The sequence below is a fragment of the Mesorhizobium sp. M0848 genome (genome assembly GCF_040319805.1).
Classification (GTDB): domain Bacteria; phylum Pseudomonadota; class Alphaproteobacteria; order Rhizobiales; family Rhizobiaceae; genus Mesorhizobium.
Genome location: NZ_JAMYOM010000012.1, coordinates 38,806 through 62,826 on the forward strand (window position 1 = coordinate 38,806; position 24,021 = coordinate 62,826).

22 protein-coding genes are annotated in these 24,021 nt (G+C 63.7%); 6 read left to right on the plus strand and 16 right to left on the minus strand.

The genetic code is table 11. The annotated features are described in order from the left end of the window. Positions 1-72 precede the first annotated feature (72 nt). A complete protein-coding gene (locus NKH95_RS15520; RefSeq protein WP_352891954.1) occupies positions 73-2,094 on the plus strand; it encodes an amidase in 2,022 nt (673 codons plus the stop codon). A 341-nt stretch (positions 2,095-2,435) separates the two neighbouring features. Here the strand turns inward: NKH95_RS15520 and frp are convergent, their stop codons facing one another. The 8 genes from frp to NKH95_RS15560 all read right to left on the minus strand — a co-directional run bounded on the left by frp (position 2,436) and on the right by NKH95_RS15560 (position 10,304). Then, positions 2,436-2,780: a fluorescence recovery protein gene (gene frp, locus NKH95_RS15525; protein WP_023809376.1), complete on the minus strand. Its 345-nt coding sequence runs from the start codon at positions 2,778-2,780 to the stop codon at positions 2,436-2,438. Positions 2,781-2,841: 61 nt separating this feature from the next. Then, the gene (locus NKH95_RS15530; protein ID WP_023809377.1) at positions 2,842-3,489 is read right to left on the minus strand and encodes a ThuA domain-containing protein; all 648 of its coding nucleotides are present in this window, start codon (positions 3,487-3,489) and stop codon (positions 2,842-2,844) included. Positions 3,490-3,531: 42 nt separating this feature from the next. Beyond that, positions 3,532-4,554, minus strand: coding sequence for an LLM class flavin-dependent oxidoreductase (locus tag NKH95_RS15535; RefSeq protein WP_023809378.1), 1,023 nt, complete (start codon positions 4,552-4,554; stop codon positions 3,532-3,534). Between the two features lie 70 nt (positions 4,555-4,624). After that, positions 4,625-5,512, minus strand: coding sequence for an ABC transporter permease (locus NKH95_RS15540; RefSeq protein ID WP_023809379.1), 888 nt, complete (start codon positions 5,510-5,512; stop codon positions 4,625-4,627). After that, positions 5,509-6,468 carry an ABC transporter permease gene (locus NKH95_RS15545; protein WP_023809380.1) on the minus strand — a complete coding sequence of 320 codons (960 nt, stop codon included), beginning with the start codon at positions 6,466-6,468 and terminating at the stop codon, positions 5,509-5,511. The genes NKH95_RS15540 and NKH95_RS15545 overlap by 4 nt, the downstream gene beginning before the upstream one ends. Positions 6,469-6,475: 7 nt before the next feature. Continuing rightward, a complete protein-coding gene (locus tag NKH95_RS15550; RefSeq protein ID WP_023809381.1) occupies positions 6,476-8,113 on the minus strand; it encodes an ABC transporter substrate-binding protein in 1,638 nt (545 codons plus the stop codon). 34 nt (positions 8,114-8,147) lie between these two features. Further along, on the minus strand, positions 8,148-8,924 hold the full coding sequence (locus tag NKH95_RS15555) for a DUF427 domain-containing protein (protein WP_023809382.1): 777 nt from the start codon (positions 8,922-8,924) through the stop codon (positions 8,148-8,150). A gap of 21 nt (positions 8,925-8,945) precedes the next feature. Further along, complete coding sequence (locus NKH95_RS15560) at positions 8,946-10,304, minus strand: LLM class flavin-dependent oxidoreductase (protein ID WP_023809383.1); 1,359 nt, start codon at positions 10,302-10,304, stop codon at positions 8,946-8,948. A 190-nt stretch (positions 10,305-10,494) separates the two neighbouring features. Between NKH95_RS15560 and NKH95_RS15565 the strand changes: the two genes are divergently transcribed. From NKH95_RS15565 to NKH95_RS15585, 5 genes are all read left to right on the plus strand, one after another. Further along, positions 10,495-12,303 (plus strand): dipeptide ABC transporter ATP-binding protein, encoded by a 1,809-nt coding sequence (locus NKH95_RS15565; RefSeq protein WP_352441998.1) that lies wholly within the window; start codon positions 10,495-10,497, stop codon positions 12,301-12,303. A gap of 163 nt (positions 12,304-12,466) precedes the next feature. Further along, a complete protein-coding gene (locus NKH95_RS15570; protein WP_245273081.1) occupies positions 12,467-12,829 on the plus strand; it encodes a hypothetical protein in 363 nt (120 codons plus the stop codon). Between the two features lie 222 nt (positions 12,830-13,051). Continuing rightward, a complete protein-coding gene (locus tag NKH95_RS15575) occupies positions 13,052-14,398 on the plus strand; it encodes a multicopper oxidase family protein (protein ID WP_245273082.1) in 1,347 nt (448 codons plus the stop codon). 41 nt (positions 14,399-14,439) lie between these two features. Beyond that, positions 14,440-14,880, plus strand: a complete 441-nt coding sequence (locus NKH95_RS15580) for a DUF411 domain-containing protein (protein WP_023809387.1) — start codon at positions 14,440-14,442, stop codon at positions 14,878-14,880. Between the two features lie 161 nt (positions 14,881-15,041). Then, a complete protein-coding gene (locus NKH95_RS15585; protein ID WP_245273084.1) occupies positions 15,042-15,488 on the plus strand; it encodes a hypothetical protein in 447 nt (148 codons plus the stop codon). A 105-nt stretch (positions 15,489-15,593) separates the two neighbouring features. Here the strand turns inward: NKH95_RS15585 and NKH95_RS15590 are convergent, their stop codons facing one another. The 8 genes from NKH95_RS15590 to NKH95_RS15625 form a co-directional block, all read right to left on the minus strand. Beyond that, positions 15,594-16,376 (minus strand): ABC transporter ATP-binding protein, encoded by a 783-nt coding sequence (locus NKH95_RS15590; protein ID WP_023809389.1) that lies wholly within the window; start codon positions 16,374-16,376, stop codon positions 15,594-15,596. Positions 16,377-16,386: 10 nt separating this feature from the next. Then, on the minus strand, positions 16,387-17,154 hold the full coding sequence (locus NKH95_RS15595; RefSeq protein WP_031212557.1) for an ABC transporter permease: 768 nt from the start codon (positions 17,152-17,154) through the stop codon (positions 16,387-16,389). Between the two features lie 100 nt (positions 17,155-17,254). After that, a complete protein-coding gene (locus NKH95_RS15600) occupies positions 17,255-18,262 on the minus strand; it encodes an ABC transporter substrate-binding protein (protein ID WP_031212560.1) in 1,008 nt (335 codons plus the stop codon). A gap of 200 nt (positions 18,263-18,462) precedes the next feature. Beyond that, complete coding sequence (locus NKH95_RS15605) at positions 18,463-19,761, minus strand: hypothetical protein (RefSeq protein WP_352891956.1); 1,299 nt, start codon at positions 19,759-19,761, stop codon at positions 18,463-18,465. Between the two features lie 109 nt (positions 19,762-19,870). Further along, positions 19,871-20,602 carry a histidine utilization transcriptional repressor HutC gene (gene hutC / locus NKH95_RS15610; protein WP_023809393.1) on the minus strand — a complete coding sequence of 244 codons (732 nt, stop codon included), beginning with the start codon at positions 20,600-20,602 and terminating at the stop codon, positions 19,871-19,873. Between the two features lie 32 nt (positions 20,603-20,634). Then, a complete protein-coding gene (locus NKH95_RS15615; RefSeq protein WP_023809394.1) occupies positions 20,635-21,660 on the minus strand; it encodes a zinc-dependent alcohol dehydrogenase in 1,026 nt (341 codons plus the stop codon). Between the two features lie 15 nt (positions 21,661-21,675). Next, entirely contained in the window at positions 21,676-22,998 is a 1,323-nt protein-coding gene (hisD, locus tag NKH95_RS15620) for a histidinol dehydrogenase (protein WP_023809395.1), read from the minus strand. 207 nt (positions 22,999-23,205) lie between these two features. Further along, positions 23,206-23,979, minus strand: a complete 774-nt coding sequence (locus NKH95_RS15625; RefSeq protein ID WP_023809396.1) for an SDR family NAD(P)-dependent oxidoreductase — start codon at positions 23,977-23,979, stop codon at positions 23,206-23,208. Positions 23,980-24,021: the final 42 nt, after the last annotated feature.

Sequence of the window (24,021 nt, forward strand, 5' to 3'; positions counted from 1 at the left end):
ATGACCGCGATAGGCTCTTGCCGAAGCCAGCTGCCTCGCTCATCCATGGTGCGTGGAAATGTGGGACCCGTGATGACCGATGCCGGCTTTCATCTCGTCGAAGCGACGATCGACCAATTGCGCCGCGCGCTCGATGACGGCACCGTCACCAGCGTCGAACTGGTCGGGGCGTATCTCAGGCGCATCGCGCATTTCGACCGGCACGGCATCAGCCTCAATGCCGTCCCGTTGCTCAACCCTGGCATGTTCGAGGAGGCTGCCGCCTCCGACCAGCGCCGCCGCAACGGCGCCGTGCTCGGGCCACTCGACGGCATCCCCTACACCGCCAAGGACAGCTACAAGGTATCAGGCCTGACGGTCGCCGCCGGCTCGCCGGCCTTCGAGCATCTCATTGCCAATGAGGACGCCTTCACCATCGCCCGGCTGCGGGCCGGTGGCGCGGTGCTGATGGGGCTGACCAACATGCCGCCGATGGCCAATGGCGGCATGCAGCGCGGCGTCTATGGCCGCGCCGAAAGTCCGTACAATGGCGACTATCTCACCGCCGCCTTCGCATCGGGCTCATCCAATGGCTCCGGCACAGCGACAGCGGCCAGCTTCTGCGCCTTCGGGCTTGGCGAGGAAACCTGGTCGTCCGGCCGCGCGCCGGCCACCAACAATGCGCTGGTCGCCTATACGCCGTCGCGCGGTGTCATTTCGGTGCGCGGCAACTGGCCGCTGGTCCCGACCATGGATGTCGTCGCGCCGCACACGCGCAGCGTCCCCGACATGCTCGAACTGCTCGACGTGATTGTCGCCGACGACCCCGAGACGCACGGCGATTTCTGGCGCGCGCAGCCCTGGGTCAAGCTGCCGAAAAGCTCCGACGTGCGGCCGCCGCGCTATACCGACCTCACACTGGCGGGGTCGTTGAAAGGCATGCGGCTTGGCGTGCCCAGAATGTATATCGGCCGCGACACCGAGGCCGACAAGCCGATCGAAACCCGCGCCTCGGTACTTGCCCTGTGGGAGCAGGCGGCGGCCGATCTGAGGCGGCTTGGCGCCGAGGTGATCGAGGTCGATTTTCCCGTCGTCTCCAACTATGAACGCGACCGTCCCGGCGCGCGCAGCATGGTCGAGCGCGGGCTGGTGCCCCCAGAGTTCGCCGAGCGCGAGCTCTGGGACCTCTGCATCTGGGGCTGGGACGACTTTTTGCGCGCCAATGCCGATCCGGCGCTTCCCGATCTCGTCTCGGTCGATGGCCCAAAGATCTTCCCGCAACCGCCCGGCACGCTGTCCGACCGATACGAAGGCGGCTTCGACCTGAGGGTATATGTCGAGCGGGCACGGTCCGGCGTCACGCCCCTCGTGGACATTCCAACGCTGGAAGAGGGACTGAAGGGACTGGAAGCGACAAGGCGGATCGATTTCGAGGACTGGCTGGACGCGCAAGGCATCGACGCCGTGGTGCTGCCCGCCGCTGCCGATGTCGGGCCGGCCGATGCAGACATCGACGAGGCGTCCGCCGCCTTTGCCTGGCGCAATGGCACCTGGGTCGCCAACGGCAATCTGGTCTGGCGCCATTTCGGCATCCCCACCGTCACCGTGCCGATGGGTACGATGGCCGATATCGGTATGCCGGTCGGCCTGACTTTCGCCGGCAAGGCCTATGACGACGAAAGGCTGCTGCGCATGGCCGGCGATTTCGAACGCTCCACGCAGCGCCGCACCCGCCCGCCGCGCACGCCAGAACTTGCCGCCGATGTGTTTTCAGGCCGCCCCGCCCGAGCCGACGACAGCAAGGCGTCAGCGTTCGCCATCACGCTTGCCGCCGAGACGCGGCCTTTCGGCGATCAGGACGAGATCGTCATCACGCTCGACCTGCCAAATGAGGTGTCTGGGACGGCCTGCCTCAAGGTACATGTCAACGGAGAGGCCGTCGCGCTGCAGCGAAGCGGTGCGCGCTTCAGCGGGCACGCGCTCATTCCGGCCGCCGAGCATCAGCGCTTCCACAGCGTCTGGCGTGGCTCCTACGGTTCGATCGTCACAGCGGTGGTGTGGCTGGAGGATGGGCGCAGCGCCGGCGCCTATCTGGTTACGGGCGGGATTGGGTGAGGTTGCGCAATTCGTGCCTTAAGCCTCCCCGAATTCGTCATCCTAGGGCGGAGCAAGGAGCGAAGCGACGCGGCGCAGACCCTAGGATCCATGCCAGGACTGTGACCGAAGAATGCATCGGTCCAGAGCAATTGAGGTCAACTTTTCTTTCCAGATGCAGCGATTGCGACTGAAAGTTCTCCACCGTCGCACCGCACGGAAGTCGCGGCATGGATCCTAGGGTCTTCGCCACGTCGCTTCGCGACTGCTACGCCCTAGGATGACGAAGCGTGGGGTTCGCAAAAGTGTCGTCAATCAACGATCGCCAACCTCTCGCAGTTCTGGCAGCGCCGTTCCCCTCGTCATCCACTTGCAAAGCGACTCTCGACATAGGCCAGGTCCCGCTGAATGACATCCCGCTTGTCTTGCGACAGACCGCCAAGCAGCTTTTCATCGAGATATCCTGCTCGAATAAGCTGCGCGAACACGAAGAGAAGCTGCGAATAGCGATAGTCGAACGTGCGATCGATTTCCCGTCGCTGTTCACGCAAATAGCCTTCGAGCTCCCACATCTCGGAGGGCTGCGTCACCGCACTCGCCTTGCTTTTGAAGTCGGCCATCGTCTTTGCGAGCGCCGCCTCAAGAGCGGTATCGAAGGCATGGCGCGCGAGCTTCTTTTCGGATCCGGACCACTCGAAATCACTCATTTGATATCTCCATGGATGCCCTGTGAATTCAACCCAGGTTTTCACGAAAACGTGCCTGCTGCTACCCCCGCGCCGCCCAAAGCAAACCCCGCTCCACCATCAGCGCCATTTCCGGCACCGCGAACTCATCCGCCGTGTGACCAAGGGAACTGTAGAAAACCTTCCCCGCCCCATAGCGCCGTTTCCAGACGACCGGCATGACGACGCCGCCTATCCCCGGAAAATGCGCGTCGGTGAAGGTGGTGGTCGCCAGCACCTCGTTGCTTGGGTCGACATGCATGTAATATTGCTCCGACCGGTAGGCGAAATCGCTGATACCTTTTGTGATCGGATCGTCCGGCCGGGTGATGGCGACGTGATAGTCGATGATGTTGCCGGGATGCGCGACCCATTGACCGCCGGTCATGAACTGATAGTCGGGCTCGTTGCGGAAACTGTCGCCCATCGTCCCGTGGAAACCGCCGAGTCCGCTCCCCCCGAGAACCGCATGCGTCAGGTTCTGCAGTTCGGTCTTCTCGATCGTCGACATGGTGATGACGGGCACGATGAGATCGAATGACGACAGCTCCGGATCGGCGAACATCGCCGTGCCCTCGCCCAACGTGACGTCGAAGCCGTTTCGCTCAAGCAAGGTGCGAACGATCTTCGCGCTCTGCTCCGGCGTATGGCCCTCCCAGCCGCCCCAGGCGATCAAGGCCTTCTTTGGCATGGTGTACCTCCCTTGGAGCACTCCGCTTCGATCGATCCGGCGTCAGCGCCAGCCCAGAGCCGGCGCGACATGGGTCAGGATCGCCTCGATGACATGCGCATTATAGTCGACGCCGAGCTGGTTCGGAACGGTGAGCAGCAGCGTGTCGGCCTCGGCGATCGCCTCGTCCTGCGCCAATTCCTTGATCAGCACATCCGGCTCAGCCGCATAGCTGCGCCCGAAGATCGCCTTGGTGTTCTCCTCGATGAAGCCGATCTGGTCGCGGCTTTCGTTGCCGCGGCCGAAATAGGCACGGTCGTGATCGTCGACCAGCGCGAAGATGCTGCGGCTGACCGAGACGCGCGGCTCGCGCTTGTGGCCGGCCGCCTTCCAGGCCTCGCGATAGATGCGGATCTGCTCGGCCTGCTGGATGTGGAACGGCTTGCCGCTCTCGTCGAATTTGAGCGTCGAGCTCTGCAGGTTCATGCCGAGCTTGGCCGCCCATTCCGACGTGGCGTTGGTAGCCGCACCCCACCAGATCCGCTCGCGCAAACCCTCCGAATGCGGCTCGAGGCGCAAGAGGCCGGGCGGATTGGGGAACATCGGCCGCGGATTGGGCTGGGCGAACCCCTCGCCCCGCAGCGTCTCGAGGAATACCTCGGCATGATGCCGCGCCATGTCGGCGTCGCTTTTGCCTTCCGGTGGCGCGTAGCCAAAATGGCGCCAGCCATCGATCACCTGCTCGGGCGAGCCACGGCTGATGCCAAGCTGCAGGCGGCCGCCGGCGATGATGTCGGCGGCACCGGCATCTTCCGCCATGTAGAGCGGATTCTCATAGCGCATGTCGATTACTGCAGTGCCAATCTCGATGCGGCTGGTCTTGGCGCCAACGGCGGCCAGCAGCGGGAACGGCGAAGCGAGTTGGCGGGCGAAATGATGCACGCGGAAATACGCCCCATCCGCGCCAAGCTGTTCGGCGGCGACGGCGAGGTCGATGGATTGCAAAAGCGCGTCCGATGCCGAGCGCACTTGCGATTGCGACGAGGGCGTCCAGTGCCCGAACGACAGGAAACCGATTTTCTTCATAGCCATGCGATATAAGGATGCGCGTCAGGCTTCAATGCCAAAGAGATTTTTCGACGCACCCGATCAAGGCTCATGCATCGCTGTTTTCGAAGGCGCCGATGCCTTGTGCGATAAGGTTGGTCGCCATGACCAATGAGACGATTGCCGCGGAATTGAAGACGACGACCCACCATTTGCCGCCGGTCAGGAAGCCGTAGCCGTCGGCGACGGCCAGTCCCCAGTCGGCCGATGGCGGCTGGATGCCGAGGCCGAGAAAGCTCAGCGTCGCGATCGAAAAGAACGCGTAGCCCAGCCTTGTGACCAGCTCGATCAAGATCGTTTCCCTGATGTTGGGCAGTATCTCCAGAAACATGATGGCGAGCGGGCCCTCGCCGCCAAGCCGCGCAGCGCTGACATAGTCGCGCTCCTTCTGCTCGCGCACGGCGGCGCGGACGGTGCGAGCCACCAGCGGCGCGTAGGCGATGCCGATCACCAGGATGACGGTCAGGTTCGACGGGCCGATCGCCACCAGCGTCATGGTGACGAGAACAATGAACGGAAACGCCATCAGCGTATCGAGCAGCCGCGCGCCGATGGCATCGACCAGGCCGTCGAAATAGCCGAGCACCAGACCGATGATGCTGCCGGCGGCAACGCCGGCCAGCGTCGCCAGCGGCGCAACCAGCAGGATATCGCGCGATCCGACGACTATGCGGGACAGCACGTCGCGGCCGAGATGATCGGTGCCGAACCAGTGCAGCGCATCGGGCGGCGTCAGCATCGCCAGAAAATCCTCGGCATAGGGATCGTAGGGAACGAAGAGGTTGCCGAACAGTGCGCAAACGACCCAGAACAGAAGCAGCAGCGATCCGACCACGACCGACGGGGCCAGTCCGGAGAAAACACTGCGGATCCTGCGCACTGCCGGAAAGCCGGCCACCGCGCGCCGTGGTGCGGGAAACTCCGCCAGATCCGTCATGGCGAGGTCCGGCGGCGTTGCCGCGGATCGAGCAGCGCCAGCACGAGGTCGCCGGCCGCCGCCGACAGCACGAAGATTGCCGCCATCACCAGCACGCCGGCCTCGAGCATCGGGAAATCGCGTGCCTTGGCCGCATTCAGAACCAGATTGCCAAGCCCCTGGATGCCGAACAGCGCCTCGATCACCACCAGCCCGCCAAGCATGTAGCCGGTCTGCGTCGCCAGCACCGCGATGGTCGGCGTCAGCGCGTTGCGCAGCACGTGCCGAAAGATGATCTCGCGCCGCTCCAGCCCTTTCAGGACGGCGGTGCGCGTATAGTCGGCGGCCATTGCCTCGATCACCCCTGCCCGCGTCATCCGGGCGATGTAGCCGGCAAGGTTCAGCACCAGCGGCAGCGCCGGCAGGATCAGATAATAGCCATGCGTCCAGAAGCCCGCGCCATCGGGCGCAACGCCGGAGATCGGGAACCAGTTCAGCCACAGGCCGAAGAGGATAAGGAGCATCAGCCCGGAAACGAAATCAGGCACGATGCCGAAGGAAACGCCCGCCATCACGATCAGCCGGTCGATCAGGCGGCCGGCATTGAGACCCGCGATGACGCCGGCCCCTACACCAAGCGGCACGAGAAAAATCAGAATAATGCCGGCAAGGGCAGCAGAGCGCTTGAGGCTTTCGAGCACGAACGGCGCCACCGGCCCGCGCATAGACAACGAGGTGCCGAAGTCACCGGTCACGGCCTTGCTGAACCATAGCCAGTACTGGACGAGAATCGGCTGGTCGGCGCCGAGCCGCTTGTTCAGTTCCGCCACCGCCTGCGCGTCGGCAAACGGACCGAGCATCACGCGGCCGACATCGCCGGGCAGGACCTGCCCGGCGAAGAACACCAGGATGCTGACCAGCCACAGCGTGAGGACAAGTGTGCCCACACGCGTTGACAAAGTGCGGCCCGTCAGCATGTCTCGATCATGCCTGGACGAAGGAAACGCGGTCGAGCAGCAGATGCGAGATCGCCGTGAAGCGCACGCCCTCGACCTTGGAGCTGACGATTCGGCTGTATTGCGAGAAGTAGCTGATGATCGCCGGCGTTTCGTCGAGCAGCAAGGTCTGGATCTTGCCGGCAACGAGGCGCTGTGCCTGCAGATCACGCGCCTTCGAGTAATCGAGCAGCAGCGCATCATAGGCCGGGTTGTTGAAATGCGCCGCGTTCCAGGCTCCCGAACTCTTCAGCGTGGCGTTGAGGAAGATGTCGGGAGTGCCGCGATGGCCGTAGTCGGTGATGCCGAGCACCGAATCCAGCCATGGTGAGCTGCCGAAGGTCGCCGAGCCGTAATAGGCGTCCTGCGGCAGGACATTGAGCTTGATGTCGATGCCGGCCTTCCTGGCGAAGTTCTGGATGATCACCGCATAGTCGGGAATGTCATAGGCGCGTTCGGTGGTCAGCGTCACCTCGAAGCCGTTGGGCACGCCCGCCTCGCCAAGCAGGCGCTTGGCCTCGGCAATGTCTTGCTTGCGCTGCGGCACCGATGGATCGGCCGATGGGAAGATCGGCGCGAACGGGGTGTCGTTGCCGACGATGGCGCGGCCCTTCAGCAGGCCCTTGACGATCGCCTCGCGATCGAGCGTGAGCGCCAGCGCGCGGCGGACCCGCTTGTCGGTGAACGGAGCCTGGTCGGTTCTGAGATGCACCTGGTCATGCGAGCTTGCCTGCACGCTGAGCAGCTTGAAGTTGGGATTGCCTTCGATCGCGAGTTCCAGGCGCGTCGTGCTCGGGATGACGTCGAGCTGGCCGGCCTGCAGCGCCAGCACCTGCGCCTGCTCGTCGTCGAAAAACTTGATCTCGACCCGGTCGGGCAGCGCCTTGTCGCCCCAGTAGTCCTCATTGCGCACGAAGCTGGCGCCTTGCTTGGGACGGAAGGATTCCAGCTTGAACGGACCCGTGCCGTTGAAATTCTTCTCGAAATCGCCGGCATAGTCGGCCGGCAGGATCACGGCATTGTAGACGTCTGAGGAGACATAGAAGGGGAAGTTGCTGTTTGGGCCGTCGAGATCGAAGGCGACGGTTTCGTCGTCGACCAGCTTGGCGCCGCCCTTGGACAGGATGCCCTTGTAGGCCGACAGGGCCGACGAGCCGCTGGCCGGATCGACCAGCCGCTCGAAGCTCGCCACAACATCCCTAGCGGTGACCGCGCGACCATCGTGGAATTTCACCCCTGGCCGCAATTTGAAGGTCCAGCGACTGGCCGTCTCGTTTGCCTCCCAGGACAGAGCGAGCTTCGGCTGCAGACCATCCTTCGGATCGTCGAGGATCAGATACTCGCCGACCTGGCTGATCACCCCGATGCTGGCCGGATCGGTCACCGAAACCGGATCGATCGCCTTGGTCGGCTGGCCGAGCCCGACGCGAACCGTGCCGCCGGCAGCAGTCGCGGCGCGTGCGCCTCCAAGCCCCTGCGAGGCGGCAAAGCCGGTCAGGCCGAGCAGTGCGGCGTATTTCAGGAGATCGCGGCGCTTGAGAAAGCCGCCCTGATATTCGTCGACGGCGACATTCCAGATGTCCCCCGACAGGTTGCGAACTGCGTCGATATCTCTGCGTTTGGTCATGTTAAACCCCTGCTCTGAAATGAAGATTGAAAAGCTATGCGACGGGTTCGCCGTCGAGATGGATGCGGTCGACGGCCTGCGGATAGAAGGCGATGAGCCCTTTGATCTTCGGCATTTCCTCTATCGGATCCCGGTAGCTCCAGGCGATGTCCGGGCGCACCGTTCCGTCGCTCAGCAGGCCGGACCAGTAGGAGGCGATGCCCTTGTAAGGACATCGCGTCGTTGTGACGGACGCCGTCAGCCGCTCCAGCCGGATGTCTTCCGCCGGCAGATAGAAACGCGTCGGCAGATGCGTCTCGAACAGCAGAACCGGACGGTGGCTGTCGGCGATTGGCTCGCCGTCGAACCAGATTTGCACATGGCTGGAGCTCTGCAGCACATCGATGCGCGCATACGGGTCTCGAGCGTGGACGAAGACTTCTTCATCCTCCTCGAACCACTGGTCGACGGCCTTCCAGGTGAAGGCGATGCGGCCAGCCAGCGGCGACAGGTTTTCATCCGGCGGCGAAACGAACGCCCAGGCCGCGTTGGCGCTGCGCCTGTCACCGGTATCAATATCCCAATAGGCTGTCTCGCCACCGACCGGATGCGGTTCGCGATGCAATGAGGGTCTCAGCACCGACGGGTCGACCGCTGACGGCGGGAAGAAATAGATCGGCAGGAAATGGTTGGAGCGCAACACCAGCACGTTGCGGCTGTCGGCGATGGTGCGGCCGCCGAATTTGACACGCACGCGCTTGGGGCTGTGCAGGACATTGACGAGCTGCGGCGCGGTGGCTTCGCGGGGCTGCAATCTTGGTGCAACGGTCATGATCGTTCTCCCGGCCTGACGTCAGGACACCGCGCGCGCATTGTCGCGCTGTTCGGCGAAGCGATTGGCTGGTCGCGCCAGGCCGAAGCGGTCGCGCAACGTTCCCGGCGCGTATTCGAGGGGGAATACGCCGCGCCGCTGCAGCTCCGGAACCACCTGTTCGGCGAAATTCACCCAGTCCTCGGGCAGCAGCGGGAACATCAGGTTGAAGCCATCGGCGGCACCCGAAACGAACCAGTCCTGCAATTGGTCGGCGATCTGTACCGGCGTGCCGGCGACGGTCGGCACCGAACCGCTGTTGGCAAGCTTGCGGGCGATCTCGCGCAGGCTGAGATTCTGCTTCGCCCACTGCTTGACCCGGTTGAGCGACGTGCGTCCGCCATTGAACGTGCTCTCGTCCGGCAGAGGCGGCAATGGCCCGTCCGGCGGGAACAGCGACAGGTCCAACCCGCTCCAGCTGGACAGAAGGTCGATGCCGACCTGATCGGGAAGCAAGGTCTGCAGATATTCCTGCTTTTCCCGGCCTTCCGCCTCGGAGGCGGCGACAACAGGCAGGATGCCGGGCAGGATCTTGAAGCTCTCCGGCCGCCTGCCGTGGCGGGCCAGCCGCTCGTTGATATCCTGACGGTATTTGATGCCATCCTCCTTGGTGCTGTAGATGGCGAAGTGCGCATCGGCCTGGGCGGTGGCGAAGTTCTTGCCGTCTTCGGAGGATCCGGCCTGGACGATCAGCGGATGACCTTGCGGCGGCCGCGAGACGTTGAGCGGCCCGCGCACCTTGAAATGCTTGCCCTTATGGTCGATGGGGTGGACCTTGTCGGGATCGGCGAAATAGCCCGACGCCTTGTCGATCAGCAGCGCCTCGTCTTCCCAACTGTCCCACAGCGCTTTGACGATATCGAGGAATTCGGCCGCGCGCTCATAGCGGAATGCATGTTCGATATTGCCGTCGCGGCCGAAATTGCGCGCCTCCTCGTCCATAGCCGAGGTGACGACGTTCCAAGACGCCCTGCCCTTGCTGATATGGTCGAGCGACGCGAACATGCGCGCCACATTGTAGGGCTCGCTGTAGGAGCTCGACGCCGTGGTGATCAGGCCGATATGCTTGGTCACGCCGGCTAGCGCCGACAACAGCGTCAGCGGTTCGAGGCGGGCATTGGCATAGTGGGCAACGCCGCTCTTGACCGAATCCCAGATCGACACGTGGTCGGCGACGAAGATGGTGTCGATCCTGGCGCGCTCGGCCGCCTGCACGAGATCGCGGTAGAACTCGAAGTCCAGCACTTCCCGGCCCGGTGCCCGCGGATGGCGCCACGACATTCGATGATCGCCCTGCGGGTTGAAGAAGAATGCGCTGAGGATCATGTGGTCTCGAGCCATGCCGGCCTCCTTCCAGATCTGCTCCGGAGACCGTCGCGCTGCTTCGGCAGGCGGCGACAATCTCTGCTGATCCGAGAAAGGTAGATTGCGCTCCGGCTTAATCCGAGTAATTTTATAGAGATAATGCGTTGCGAAAGCGGAAGCGATTGCCCTCGATCGCAGCCCGCGAAGAAAGTGGTTTCAAGTCCCCATGTCCTCCTCGGTTCTGAACGTCGACCAGCTGTCCATCGCCTATGACGGGCACAAGGGATCGCATCCCGCCGTCAGCGGCGTGTCGCTGCATATAGGCGAAGGCGAAGCGCTCGGCCTGGTCGGCGAGTCGGGATCTGGGAAAAGCTCGGTGGCGCTCGCCATCCTGCGCTATCTGCCGAAGAATGCCCGCATGGCGGTGTCAGCGCTCGAATTCCAGGGCCGGGAAATCCGCGACCTCTCCGCCGAGCAGCTGCGCCAGCTCCGGGGAAATCACATCGCCGCCGTCTACCAGCATCCGGGCGCGGCCCTCAATCCGAGCATGACGATCGGCCGGCAGATCACCGAAACGATCATGCGGCACCGCCCGGTTCGCCCCGACGAGGCGCGCGAGCGTGCCGCGGAACTGCTCGGACGGGTCCGCGTCAGCCATCCGGAGCGTGTGCTGGATCTCTATCCGCACGAATTGTCCGGTGGCATGCAGCAGCGCGCCAACATCGCCATTGCGATTGCGCTCGATCCGTCGCTGCTGGTGCTGGACGAGCCAACGACGGCGCTCGATGCCAGCGTCCAGTCCGAGATCATCGCCATCCTGCATGACCTTCGCAAGGATCACAAAACCAGCATCCTGCTGATCAGCCACGACATCCATATGATCCGCTGCTCCTGCGACCGTGTGGCGGTAATGCAGGAGGGCACGGTGGTCGAGAGCGGCGCCGTCGGCGATGTATTCGACAACCCCTCTCATGCCTACACAAAGGCGCTCATCGCCTCGATCCCGGCGCTCAACTACACCAAGCGGGACGGAAGACTGGCGGAGACGGACGGCATGCCAGCGCACCCCACAGCCCAAGGCGAAGACGCCGGCTTGCCAAAAGAACGCCGGATCGCGATCGCCTGCAAAGGCATCAGTCATGCCTTCGGCAGCCAGCCAGTGCTGCACGGCATCGATCTCGACATCGGCCAAGGCGAAACCTTCGGGCTGATCGGCGAGTCCGGTTCCGGCAAGTCGACCCTGGCACGCATCGTCACCGGCCTGCAGACGCCCAGCGCCGGATCGGTCGAGCTGTTCGGCAGAACGGTCGCGCCGCGCGTCGAGAAGAGAAACCTTGCCGAACGCCGCGACGTGCAGATGGTCTTCCAGTCGCCGGATCGCACGCTCAACCCGCGCCAGCGGATCGGCAGGATCCTTGGCCGCCCGTTGCGGCGGCTCGCCGGGCTGCGCGGCAGTGAGGTGAGAGCGCGCGTCAGCGACCTGCTGCAATCGGTCCGCCTCGCCGGCGCCACGGCCGAGCAGAAATCGCGGTCGCTTTCCGGCGGACAACGGCAACGGGCGGCGATCGCGCGCGCCTTCGCCGGCGTGCCGAAGGTCGTCGTGCTCGACGAACCCACCTCCGCACTCGACGTCTCGGTCCAGGCGACAGTGCTCAACCTGCTCAACGACCTGCAGCGCGACAAGGACACCACCTATCTGTTCATCAGCCACGACCTCAGGGTGGTGCGCTACATGGCCGACAGAATTGGCGTGCTCTATCGCGGCCGCTTGGTCGAGACAGGCTCATCCGACCAGATCTTTCGCGGCCCGAACCACCCCTACACCGCACTGCTTCTGGCGGCATCTTCCGATGAGGCCGCGCCAAAGCTTTCCGCTTCGGTCGAGACAGAGGCCACCGGCATCCCGAACACGGGATGCTCCTTCGCCGACCGCTGCCCGCTGGTCCTGCCCGACTGCAGAAAGGCAGAGTCGCCCGCTAACGAGGTCGCGCACGGCCACCGGATCGCCTGCTGGCGGCACAGCCAGGGTTTTTGAGCGGCTCAACAGCAGCCCGAAGGCCCGCGGCAGCTCGGTTTTAGCGGCAGGCGCGATGCGATGCCGGGATTGTCGCAGCATTGGAATCCAGCTTGCAAAAGCCATCTTTTGAGGCCAGCCTAGACGGATGATGGCACGCCGGTCGCCAAAACATATTCTTGTCATGCTGCTCGCGGTATTCCTGACCGCCGGGTTCAGCCTGTCTGCCGCTCAGGCGAGCGTCATGTCGGCGAAGATGATGATGACGACTGGCAGCGGCATGCCTGCCGGCACCGGCATGGCCAGGATGGCCGACACCGCCATGAATGGCGATTGTAGCGCGTGCCTCAAGGGCGCCGCCGACAGTGGCAAATCGATGCATTGTCCGCCGACCTGCGTCGCACCGGTGCTCGCGGTGTTGCCGCTCGAGTTCGCGGCGATGACTTTGACCCGGGCATCGCTGCCGTCGGCACTGCCGACCCCGTTCCTTCATGGGCGAAGTTCCTTGCCCGACCCATTCCCTCCCAAATCCACCGATCTCGTCTGACGCAGTTTCAGCCGCCTCGCGGCTGACTTCTGGCGTTTGATTACCGCTGGCGCTTTGCGCCGGCGAGCACACGGCAACTCGACGTCGAGAGGCTCGCCGTCGATCGAGATCGCAAAGGGCTTGAGAGTGAGTATCGATTTCAGTCATTCCATTTCACGCCGCAGGTTTGTCCTCGCGGCGGCGGGCGTTGCGGCGGCCACCGTAGTGCGCCCCGTATCGTCGATGGCATCCGCCGTCGATGAGCGCCGCATAAGGATGGCGCCGGGCCAGGCCATGTTCACCGGCGCTAGCGGTCCGCTTACGCCTGTCTGGACCTATGATGGGACGGTCCCAGGCCCGGTGCTGCGCTTACGCCAAGGCCAGCCCGCCCGTATCGTCGTCGAGAACGGATTGAACGAGGACACGACAGTCCACTGGCATGGCATCCGCCTGCAAAACGCCATGGACGGCGTGCCCGGCCTGACACAGCCGCCGATCAAGCCGGGGACAGATTGCGTCTATGAATTCACGCCGCCCGACGCCGGCACCTTCTGGTACCATCCGCATGCCAACAGCCTCGTGCAGCTCGGCCGCGGGCTGGCCGGCGTCCTCGTTGTCGAGGAGACCGAACCTGTCGCCGTCGACCGCGACCTCCTGTGGTTGCTGCAGGACTGGCGGCTTGCCGACGACGGGCAGATGGCCCTCGGCTTCGGCAGCGCGATGGACGCGGCGATGTCCGGCCGCGTCGGCAACGTCGTCACCATCAACGGCACGGCGCCGGCCGACCAGAGCGCAAGGGCGGGCGAACGCGTCAGGCTGCGGCTGGCCAATGCCTCGCTCGCCCGCATCATGGCGTTGCGCTTCGAAGGCCACCGCCCGGTCGTCGTGGCGATCGACGGCCAGCCCTGTGATCCGCACGAACCGGATGACGGCCGTCTTGTTCTGGCACCCGCCATGCGCATCGATGTCATGATCGACACGCAGGGCGACCCGGGCAAGCGTTACGCGGTGATCGACGACTTCTATGACGGTCTCGCCTATACGCTGACCACGCTTGCCTATGACAGCGCATCGCCGCTTCGGACCCATCCTCTCGACACGCCGCTTGGCCTGCCGCGCAACCCGTTGCAGCAACCCGATCTCGCAAGCGCCGAACGTCAGGAGATCGTCCTGCAGGGCGGCATGATGGGTGGCGGCAAGCTCGCCGGCGTCGGCGGCATGATGGGCATGGCGACACCCGGCATGAAGGGTGGCGCGGCCTGGGCGATCAACGGCATGTCGATGACCGGTGACGGCCACGCCGGCATGGCGCCGCAGTTCACCTTGCCGCGCGGCGCAACCTGTCATCTCACCATGCGCAACGAAACCGCCTGGTGGCACCCGATGCACATCCACGGCTTCAGCATGCTGGTGCTTGCGCGCAACGGTTCGCCGGTGACGCACCGGCAATGGCAGGACACGGTGCTGCTCGCCCCCAAGGACACGATCGAATGCGCTTTCGTCGCCGACAATCCAGGCGACTGGATGCTGCACTGCCATGTCGCCGACCACCAGATGGCCGGCCTCATGACGGTGTTTCGAGTGACCTGATTTTCTCGTCAAACAACGTCAAGACAACAAGGAGAACTGCGATGAAACTGACTTACTCCCTCGCCGCCTTAGCGGTCGCGATCGCCATGCCGCTGCCAGCTGTCGCGGCGACCATCAACGCGGTGATGTACAAGAACCCGCAATGCAGCTGCTGCGAATCCTATGCCAACTATCTGGAACACAACGGCTTCAAGGTCGACATCAAGCCGGTCAACAACCTGTCCCAGATCAGCAGCGATGCCGGCGTGCCGGCCGACCTCGAAGGCTGCCACACGCTGATGGTCGACGGCTATGTCGTCGATGGCTTGGTGCCGGTCGATATCGTCAAGAAACTGCTGACGGAGCGGCCCGCCATCACCGGCATCACGCTAGCCGGCATGCCGACCGGCGCTCCCGGCATGGGTGGCGAGAAGGCCGGCCCGTTCATCGTCTACGCCTTCACCAAGGACGGCAAGGCGCCCACCGTCTACGCGACGGACTGAAAGGCAACCGCGATGTCTGCCGATATGTCGGATTGCCCTGCCCGAACTTGGCTCGCCATGATGTTCCGGTCCTTCGCACGGCCTCGTGTCCTGCTTTTGCGCCATTTCGCATACAAGGACATGAGTTTGTGCTAATATACAATGGCCATGCACCTTCGTGCGTGACCAACCAATGGGAGGATGCAATGAAAACCATAAATCGCAGGTCTGCAATTGCTCTCGGTGTGACGGCCGCCGCGATTACGCCTCTGTTCACCCTGGCGGCATCCGCGAAGGTCAAGAAATACGGCCCGAAGGAAGGCAAGGAGATTGCGCCCGGTGTAAGGGTGGTGGAGGTCGGCACCGGCGACTCCGACATCGCCGCTTACAAGAGCATCGCGATCGTCGATGTGGTGTTTCAGCCCGGAGCGCACGCTTCCGCGATGATGATGGACAACGACATGGTATGCACCATCACTTCAGGCGCGTTCACCATCAAGAAGGCAGACAAGGAATTCAAGCTCAAGACGGGTGACATGTACACCTGCGCCAAGGGCAAGACCGACGAGGCGACGAATACAAGCAAAGAGGTCGGCGTGCATCGTATCGCCGTCCTGATACCTGCGTAGCAGTTGGAGTTCCGGCCGGACAGGCGGCTTGCATGCTGTCCGGCCGTCGTTTGCGTATCGCCGGGTGCTAGCCTCGTCCGGCATGATTGGGCCTACCACAAGCGCCTACGCCATTTCGGGGCGTTTTGAACCCTCGCGGATGGCCTTGTGCACGCCGCGCTGCAGATCCATGAATGCAGGGCTTTCCATCACCTCTTCGCGGCGCGGGCGCTCGATATCGACGTTGAAGGTCTGGGTGATGCGGCCCGGGCCGATGCCCATGACGACGATGCGGTCCGACAGATAGACGGCCTCCTCCACATCATGGGTGACAAACAGGACGGTCAACCTGTGTTCCTCCCAGATCTGGGTGAGCAGTTCCTGCATCTGGTGCCGGGTCAAGGCATCGAGCGCGCCGAAGGGCTCGTCCATCAACAGCATCTTGGGCCGGTAGGAAAGCGCGCGCGCAATGGCGACGCGCTGTTTCATGCCGCCCGAGAGTTCGGCCGGGTAGCGGTCGGCGCTGTCGGACAGCTTGACGAGTTCGAGATGCTCCAGCGCGATCCTGCGGCAGGTCGGGCGATCGTAGCCGGCGGCCTTGAGGGCAAACTCGATGTTCTGCCGCGCCGTCAGCCAGGGAAGCAGCGTGTAGGACTGGAAGACGACGCCACGGTCGAGACCCGGCTGCAGGATCGGCGCGCCGTCGATGCTGAGATCGCCCGCGTCGAAGTCCTGCAGTCCGGCAACGATCGACAGCAGCGTGCTCTTGCCGCAGCCCGACGTACCGACCAGGGACACAAACTCGTTGTCGGCAAGATCGAGGTTGATATCGCGCAGCACTTCCGTGCGCCGTTCGCCCGTGCCGAAGCTCTTGCGGAGGCCGGCGATCCGCAATTTGGGGAAACTCATCGGCTGGACCTCATTGCGAGCGGCCCTCTTGCTTGAACAGCACCTTCTCCAGCGCCTTCATCACCTGGTCGGTGATGAGGCCAAGCAGGCCAAGCAGCAGGATGTAGCCGATGATCGTGTTGGTCTGGAAATAGCGCTGCGACACGGTGATGCGATAGCCGAGCCCCGAAGTCGCGGCGACAAGTTCGGCCAGCACCAGCCAGGTCCATGCCCAGCCCAGGCTGATGCGCAGCGTATCCCAGATACCCGGCAAGGCGCTGGGGACGACGATGCGCGTCAGGATCTTGCGATCCGGCAGGCCGAGTGTGCGCCCAAGGCCGATGAAATCGGTGGGAACCCGTTTGACGTTGTCCATGATCATAAGGACCTGCTGGAAGAAGGTGCCGATGAAGATGATCAGGAACTTCTGCGAATCTCCGGTGCCGGCCCAAAGAATGGAGAGCGGCACGAAAGCGACGACCGGCATGTAGCGGATGAAATCAACCAGCGGCTCGATGGCCGCTTCCCAAGAACGGAAACTGCCAATCAGAACGCCGATCGGTATCGACAGTACCGAGGCGATGAGGAAGCCGATGGAGATGCGATACATCGAGGCTTTGAGGTCCAGCCACAACGTGCCGTCGGCAGCGAGCTTGGCGATCTGCGTCGCGACGCTGCCCGGCGAAGGCAGGAAGATCGGCTTTACCAACCCCAGTCCGGTCGCCGCCCACCAGGCAAGGCCCAGCCCAACGAACACGGCCACCGCGATGATCAGAAAGCGCGACCTGGCGATGGGCACGCCGATCCCGGAGGATCGGCGGCGCCTCGCCTGTTTCGCGATCGGTCCTGGCGCCGGTCGCTCCCCGGGCATCTGTGTCACCACCGCGATCCGGCCTTGATCATTCCGCCGCCTTGACGAAGGACGGGTCGATCATCTGCTCCGGCGTCACATCGGCCTGCAGCAGCTTGGCGTTCTTGGCGGCGGCTTCGACATCGGCGAAGGTCTTGGTGGTGAAGTCGCCGGTGAGCGCCGTCTTGTTTTCGGCCAGCGAGTAGTAGCGCACGCCGTCAAAGGCGGTGTTGAGGTCCTTGACGTCCGAACCGACAGCCTTGGCGATGATGGCGCGGCCGCCGGGCGTATCAGCATTGTAGTCCTTGAGCGCTGCGTCCCAGCTCTTGATCATGGCCAGCACCTGGCCGGGCCGCGACTTGATCACCTCGTCACGCACCACCAGCACGTCGCTGATCAGGCCGGGATCCTCGCCGGCGGTGAACAGAAGCTTGAGGTCCTTGTTCTGCGCCATGGCGACGGTGAGGTACGGTTCATAAGTCACCGCGACCGGCACCTGACCGGCGATCAAGGCGCTGCCGGCATCGGACGCCGGCATCGGGACCGGCTTCACATCGTCGATCGACATGCCGTTCCTGGCGAGCGCGTATTTGAGCAGGATGTCGCTCGTCGTGCCTTCCTCGAAGGCGACCTGCTTGCCCTTAAGGTCCGCGATGGAGGTGACGTCCTTGCCGGCGATGATGGCGTCGGCGGTCATGGAGACGTCGAGCAGCAGCACGATCTTCACCGGCAGGCCGGCCGCAACCATGCCCATCGCCGTGTGGGTGGCGATGTTGGCGGCGTCGAGCTGGCCGCTTGCAAGTGCTGCATTGATGTCCTTGTCCTCGGCGAAGTTGACGATCTGGACGTCGCTCAGCCCGTTTGTCTTGAACAGACCCTTGGCCTCGGCGACATGCCACTGGCCATAGCCGAGCCAGGGCTCGATGCCGATCTTGAACGCTCCTGCCTCGGGCGTGGTGGGAATGGCCGCATCGGCCGCGTAGGCTGCCGGGGCGGCGGCGAGTCCGATGGCGGCGGCCATCACGAGCGCGCGAAACTGTCCTGTTAGGTTACGCATCATCTTTGTTCCCCTTGATGATCAGACCGCTTTTTCTAGCTGAGGTAGCCGGTCTGGTGAGACTGCGGGTTTCTGCTCTTGCGGCACTGTGCCTCGGCGTCTTACCTGCCACTTCATGGTGAAGTGCGAGGATATTTCAGCGTCAGCGGGAGCGGATGTCAAGGCTAAAATACATACATGCATATACAAGTTGGAAAGACTCAATTTCCCACCTTGGCCGGATCGATCCGGTCGAGGAAACCTGTCACCCGATCGGCTCCGGCAACGGGTTCGCTGCCGACCATGACCGCGACTGAGAAGGCAATGAGGGAGGAGACCGGCGTGTGGCTGCGCGCGCCAGCCCGCAGGTTCATAACCAGCGTCGGCGACAGGAAAAGACCGGCTCGCAGCACCGCGCGCCAATCGGCCGGCAGCATGCCGCGCCGTTTGAGCTCCAGCAGCAATGGCCGCCACAGCGCTGTCGCCTTGACCTCCAGCAGGTCGCGGCGGACGAGGCTCAGGTCCCAGTCCGTGTCGACATGGAGCAGATTTCCGTCCAGCCGCGCCTGGGCGCGAAAAGCCTCTGTCGCGGTCGCCGGATCATAGAGCCAGAACGGGTGGGCGAAGATGTTGTGGAACGTCGCCTTCACCTCGGCCAGCAGCGTCGGGATGTGCGAGCCGGCAAAGGCGGGATCGAAGAAGGACAGCTCCGCCCTCCCCGCCTTCGCCGTGTACCAGACATTGGCGTTGTGGGCGTCGCCATGCGCGACCACGCCGCCGGCATCGGCAAGGCGGTCGGGCCGTAAGCGCACAGCCGCGGCATCGAAAAGCTCACCGATGCTGTCGGTGTACTGCTGGTCGTTGATGACGAATTTCAGCCGGGAAAACCGATCCCAATCCAGCTCGGCACCGGGAAAGACGAACGGCTTGCCGACATAGAAATCGGCCAGCCTTCCGCCTGGTGACAAGCGTGTCTCGGCATCGATCAGCCGCTCATGAAACAGCCTGTGGATCGGCTCCGCCGCCACGTCCTCGACAGTGACGGGATGCAGCGTCTCGAGATAGACCTTGAGCAGCCTGGCCGACAGGTCGCGCTCGGCAAGAACGGCTTCTTGCCGCTTGCAGGCATCGTCCTGCCCATCCAGCGCGAACAGCACATCCGAAAATCTTGGATCCGTGCGGCGGCGATAGACAAGGATCTGCTCGCCTGGTTGGGCAGACATATGCACGGGTTGGTCGACCGGCAGGCCGGCGCGCGACAGAATCTCGGCGCGGTAATACTCGCCCGTCATCGCCTCTTCCCGCTCCTCCTGATGGAACTTGAAGAAGTAGGCCTTGCCATCGTCCTCGAAGAAGCCGTTCAACGAATTGAGGCTGTACTTGTCGAAGTTGATGCGCACCTTGCGGGGGGTCATCGCGAACAGGTCGCCCAGCAATGCCGCCAGCGCGCTTTGTGCTTCGGCAACATCATGCTGCGCGAGTGCCCGGATCCGCGCCGTGCGGCTCAGTGCCGGCGTCATCTGTCGCTCCTTCCAGCCAGTTCGTTCGCCGAGGGCGAAACCGTTTTCATCGATACATGTATATACATTGGCAGCGGGGCCGCTCCGACTTGCATTCGACCTGCTTCCGTTAGCTGCTTTTTGAAGGTGAATAGCGGCTGCCGAGCGAGTAGCGGCTGCCGGCATAAGTCAGCTTGCTGATCGTCGCCACCACCGCGCCTGTCCATGTCCGGCGGTGCAGGAAGAGGCAGCAGGCGCCGACATCGATGCCCAGATGCCGCGCCGTCTCGGCATCCGCCGGGATGGCGGAAATGATATGCTCGACCTCGGTCACCGGGGTTTTCTGCATGAGGTAGTCATAGGTCGCCGTCTTCGAAAAATCCTGCTTGTCATAGTCGGGGATGAGGCTCGGATTGACGAAGCGCTCTTCCAGTTGCACCGGCAAATCATTCTCGAAATTGACGACGACAGAATGATAGATCGGGACGCGCTTTGCGAACTCGAACGACAGCGCCAGCTCCTTTGTCGGCATGATGGTTTCGAGGACGAGGACTTCGGAACGATGCCTGTTGCCGCGCTCGACGATCTCGGCTGCGATGTTGTTGATCTCGATCAGTGTCGATTGCGGCCGCGGTGGCGCGATGAAAGTTCCCACACCTTGCAGACGGATCAGGAACCCGGCCGAGGTCAACTCTCTGAGCGCCCGGTGAACCGTCATCCGCGACACGCCGAGTGAAGCCACCAACTCATTCTCGGACGGCAGCTTGCGATCCTTGCCCCACCGGCCCGTTCCGATGTTGGCCAGGATGTAGTCCTTCACCTTCTCGTAGAGAGGGCTGGCCGTGTCAGGCAAAGTGACCATTTCCAAAGTCCTTTCCGGCGATTCATCGGAAATCACGACCGCTCGACAGGTTGCCGCATGCGGATGATTGTTTTCAAGCCGTCGCTGTGTCCCGCCAACAGCCGCTCATAGGCAGCCGGAATGTCATCCAGGCCAATCTCCTGGTCGATCAGCGCCAACAGCGGTTCGCTGAGCTCACCTAGCATCCGCACGGCCTCGGGCAGCTCATCGGCAAAGGCGTGGCATCCCAGCAACCCGATTTCGCGTTCGACCAGCGTATTGGGATCAATGTTGAGGCGGCCGTGAAAGATGCCCACCATGGCGATCGTGCCGCCGGGATCGAGAACGCCAAGCAACTGGTTGAGCGCCGCGACGCTGCCGGTCGCCTCAATGGCCGCGAGCAGCGGGGCATTGGCGGTTGCGGCGGCAACGGCATCCCGGTTCAGATCGACCATCGTGGCACCCGTCACCCGCGCCACCCGGGCGCAGCGGCTCTGGTTGCGGTCGGCGACGAGCACGATGCCGGCGAAGGTCCGCGACAGCAGCAGCGCGGCAAGACCGCCGATGGGCCCGCAGCCGACGACCAGCACCGCGCCTGCCGTTTTCGGCAGCCGCCGCACCGCATGCAACGCCACCGCCAGCGGCTCGGCCATCGCCGCGACCCGCTCGTCGAGCCCGGCATCGATGATATGCAAGAGCCGTGCGGGCAGCACCGCCTGTTCGGCAAACCCACCGTCGCAGATCTCCCCCACAAAGCCCAGCGACGCACAGAGATGCCGCCTGCCGGCATGACATTGCGCGCAGTCTCCGCACCAGAACCGTGAATCGGCAACCACCCTGTCACCGACGGCGACGCTATCAACGCCTGCGCCGATGGCGGTCACCGTGCCGGCCAGTTCATGGCCGGCCGTCGACGGCGACCGGCTTATCCATTGCCCCGTGCGGAAATTGTGCAGATCAGAACCACAGATGCCGGCGGCATCGACCCTCAGCTTCACCCAGCCCGGATCCGGCGCGCCTGGCGGAGCGATGTCCTCGACACGCAGGTCACCAGGTTGATAAAGTCGAGCAGCCCTCATCGCGATCGTTTCCGCTCAGCCGGCGAGATAGCGGTCGCGGATTTCCGAGACCGCGTTCTCGTGCGAACTGAAGCCCTCATAGCGGGCAAGCCTGCGGGCATGCAGAGCGAGTTCCGGATAGGCCGCCGAGGTGACATAGCCGACCGACGAGCGCTTGACGAAATCCGTCACCGAAAGCGGGCCGTAGGTCCGCGCCCACCGGCTGGTCGGCAGCACTGCATTGGGTCCAAGGACGAAGTTGGCAAGGGTCACCGGCGTATGCGGTCCCATGAGGATTTCGGCCGCCTCGGTGATGCGTCCGAGATGGGCGAACGGCTCCGTCGACAGGATCTCGAGATGTTCGGGCGCATAGTCGTTGATGAAGCGGTAGCTGTCTTCCAGCGATGCGGTCAGCACGATGCCGCCGCGCTTGCCGGTCAGCACCGCGCGCGAAAACTCCACACGCTGCTCGGTCATCCGCGACCAGTGCTCGGGAAGTGCGGCGAGTGCTGCTTCTGCGATCTTGCGGCTGTGCGTCACCAGATAGGCCGAGGAATCTGGCCCGTGCTCGGCTTCGATCAACAGGTCGAGCGCGGCAAGCCCGCCGTCGACGCTGTCATCGGCAAAGATAATCGCTTCCGACGGGCCCGCCGGAAGGCCTGTGTTGATGACCGATGACAGCACGCTCTTGGCCGCCACCACCCACGGGCTGCCGGGACCGACGATCTTGAGTGCGGGCTTCACCGTCTCGGTGCCGTAAGCGACGGCGGCAACTGCCTGGGCGCCGCCGCATTTGTAGACCGTGCCCACGCCGGCGAGACGCGCGGCGACGAGCGTTGCCGCGTCCACCGAACCATCCGATGTCGGCGGCGTCACGATGGCAATCTGCGGCACGCCGGCAATCACCGCCGGCACCGACGTCATCATCGTCACCGACGGGAAAGCGCCCTTGCCGCGCGGCACGTAGAGCGCAACGGATGCGATGGGCGTGTACCTGTCCCCGGCATAGGCGCCCGGCCGGACTTCCTTGAGCCACATCGTCTCCGGCTTCTGCTCCTCATGGAAGCGCCTGATGTTGTCGATGCCGAACTGGATGCTCTCGACGACGTCCCTTTCCACCTTGTCGAACGCCGCATCGAACTCGGCTTCCGACACCTGCAGTTCGCCCTCGGCGACATTGGCCTTGTCGAGTTCCCCGGCGAAGCGGATCAAGGCGGCGTCGCCTTCGTCCTTGACGGCCTGGATGATCGGCCGGACCTTCTCAACGAAGACCGTCAGATCGGCCTCGGCGCGCTTCAGCAGACTGGCGCGCTGGTCGGCATCGATGGATGACAGATCGTGGAAGCTGATGTCGGACATGATTGCTCGTCTCCTGGAACTCTTGGAACGCAATGACGGTTGGCCCGTGGATGGCCATAGTTCTGCGGGTCGACAAGCCGACCGGGGCAAGGATCAAAGCCGTCGAGAGGCTTCACTCAGGCAAAAGTATATACATGTATGTATGATGGTCGCCAGCAATTTTTCCATCATCCTTCCCGTCGAAACTGCGGAGGCAAACCTGCCTCATCAGATCGAGGCGAGAAAGCCGCCATCGACCGGAATGGACTGGCCGGTTATGTAGGCAGCCGCATCCGAAGCGAGGAACACGGCGATGCCGTGCAAGTCGTGGAGATCACCGAAACGCCGCTGCGGGATCTTGGCCAGCATGGAGTGCTGCCATGCCTCGTCGCTGTAAAAAACGTCGGTCATCGCCGTCCTGAAATAGCCCGGCGCGATGGCGTTGACCCTTATGCCAAGCTCCGCCCACTCCGCCGCAAGGGCGCGGGTCATGCCGAGCAGGCCCGACTTCGACGAGCCATACGGCACCGCGGTGGGGATTCCGACTTCGGATGTCAGCGAGCACAGATTGATGATGGCACCAGGGCGTCCGGCGTCGCGCATCTGCCGCGCGGCGGCCTGGGCGCAGAAGAACGCTCCCTTGAGATTCGTGTCGACGATCCTGTCCCACAGCGCCTCGTCGACATCGAGCGAGGGCCGCACCTCCTCCACGCCGGCATTGTTGACGAGAATGTCGAGACCGCCAAGCAGGCTGGCAGCCTCTGCGGTTGCTGCCCGGCAGCGGCCGACATCGGTGACGTCGAGAGCGATGGCGTGCGCCACTCCGCCGGCGGCGCGGATGGCTGCCGTGGTGGCCTCCAGCGAGGCCAGGCTGCGCGCCGTGACCGCGACGTCTGCGCCGGCAGCACTCAGCGCCTCGGCGATGCTGCGCCCGATGCCCCGGCTTGCACCGGTGACAAGCGCCTTCCTGCCGGAGAGATCGAAGAGAGAAGCGTTGCGCATGTGATCCTCCTGATCGGTGTCGGTTTCCGCTTCAGCGTCGAG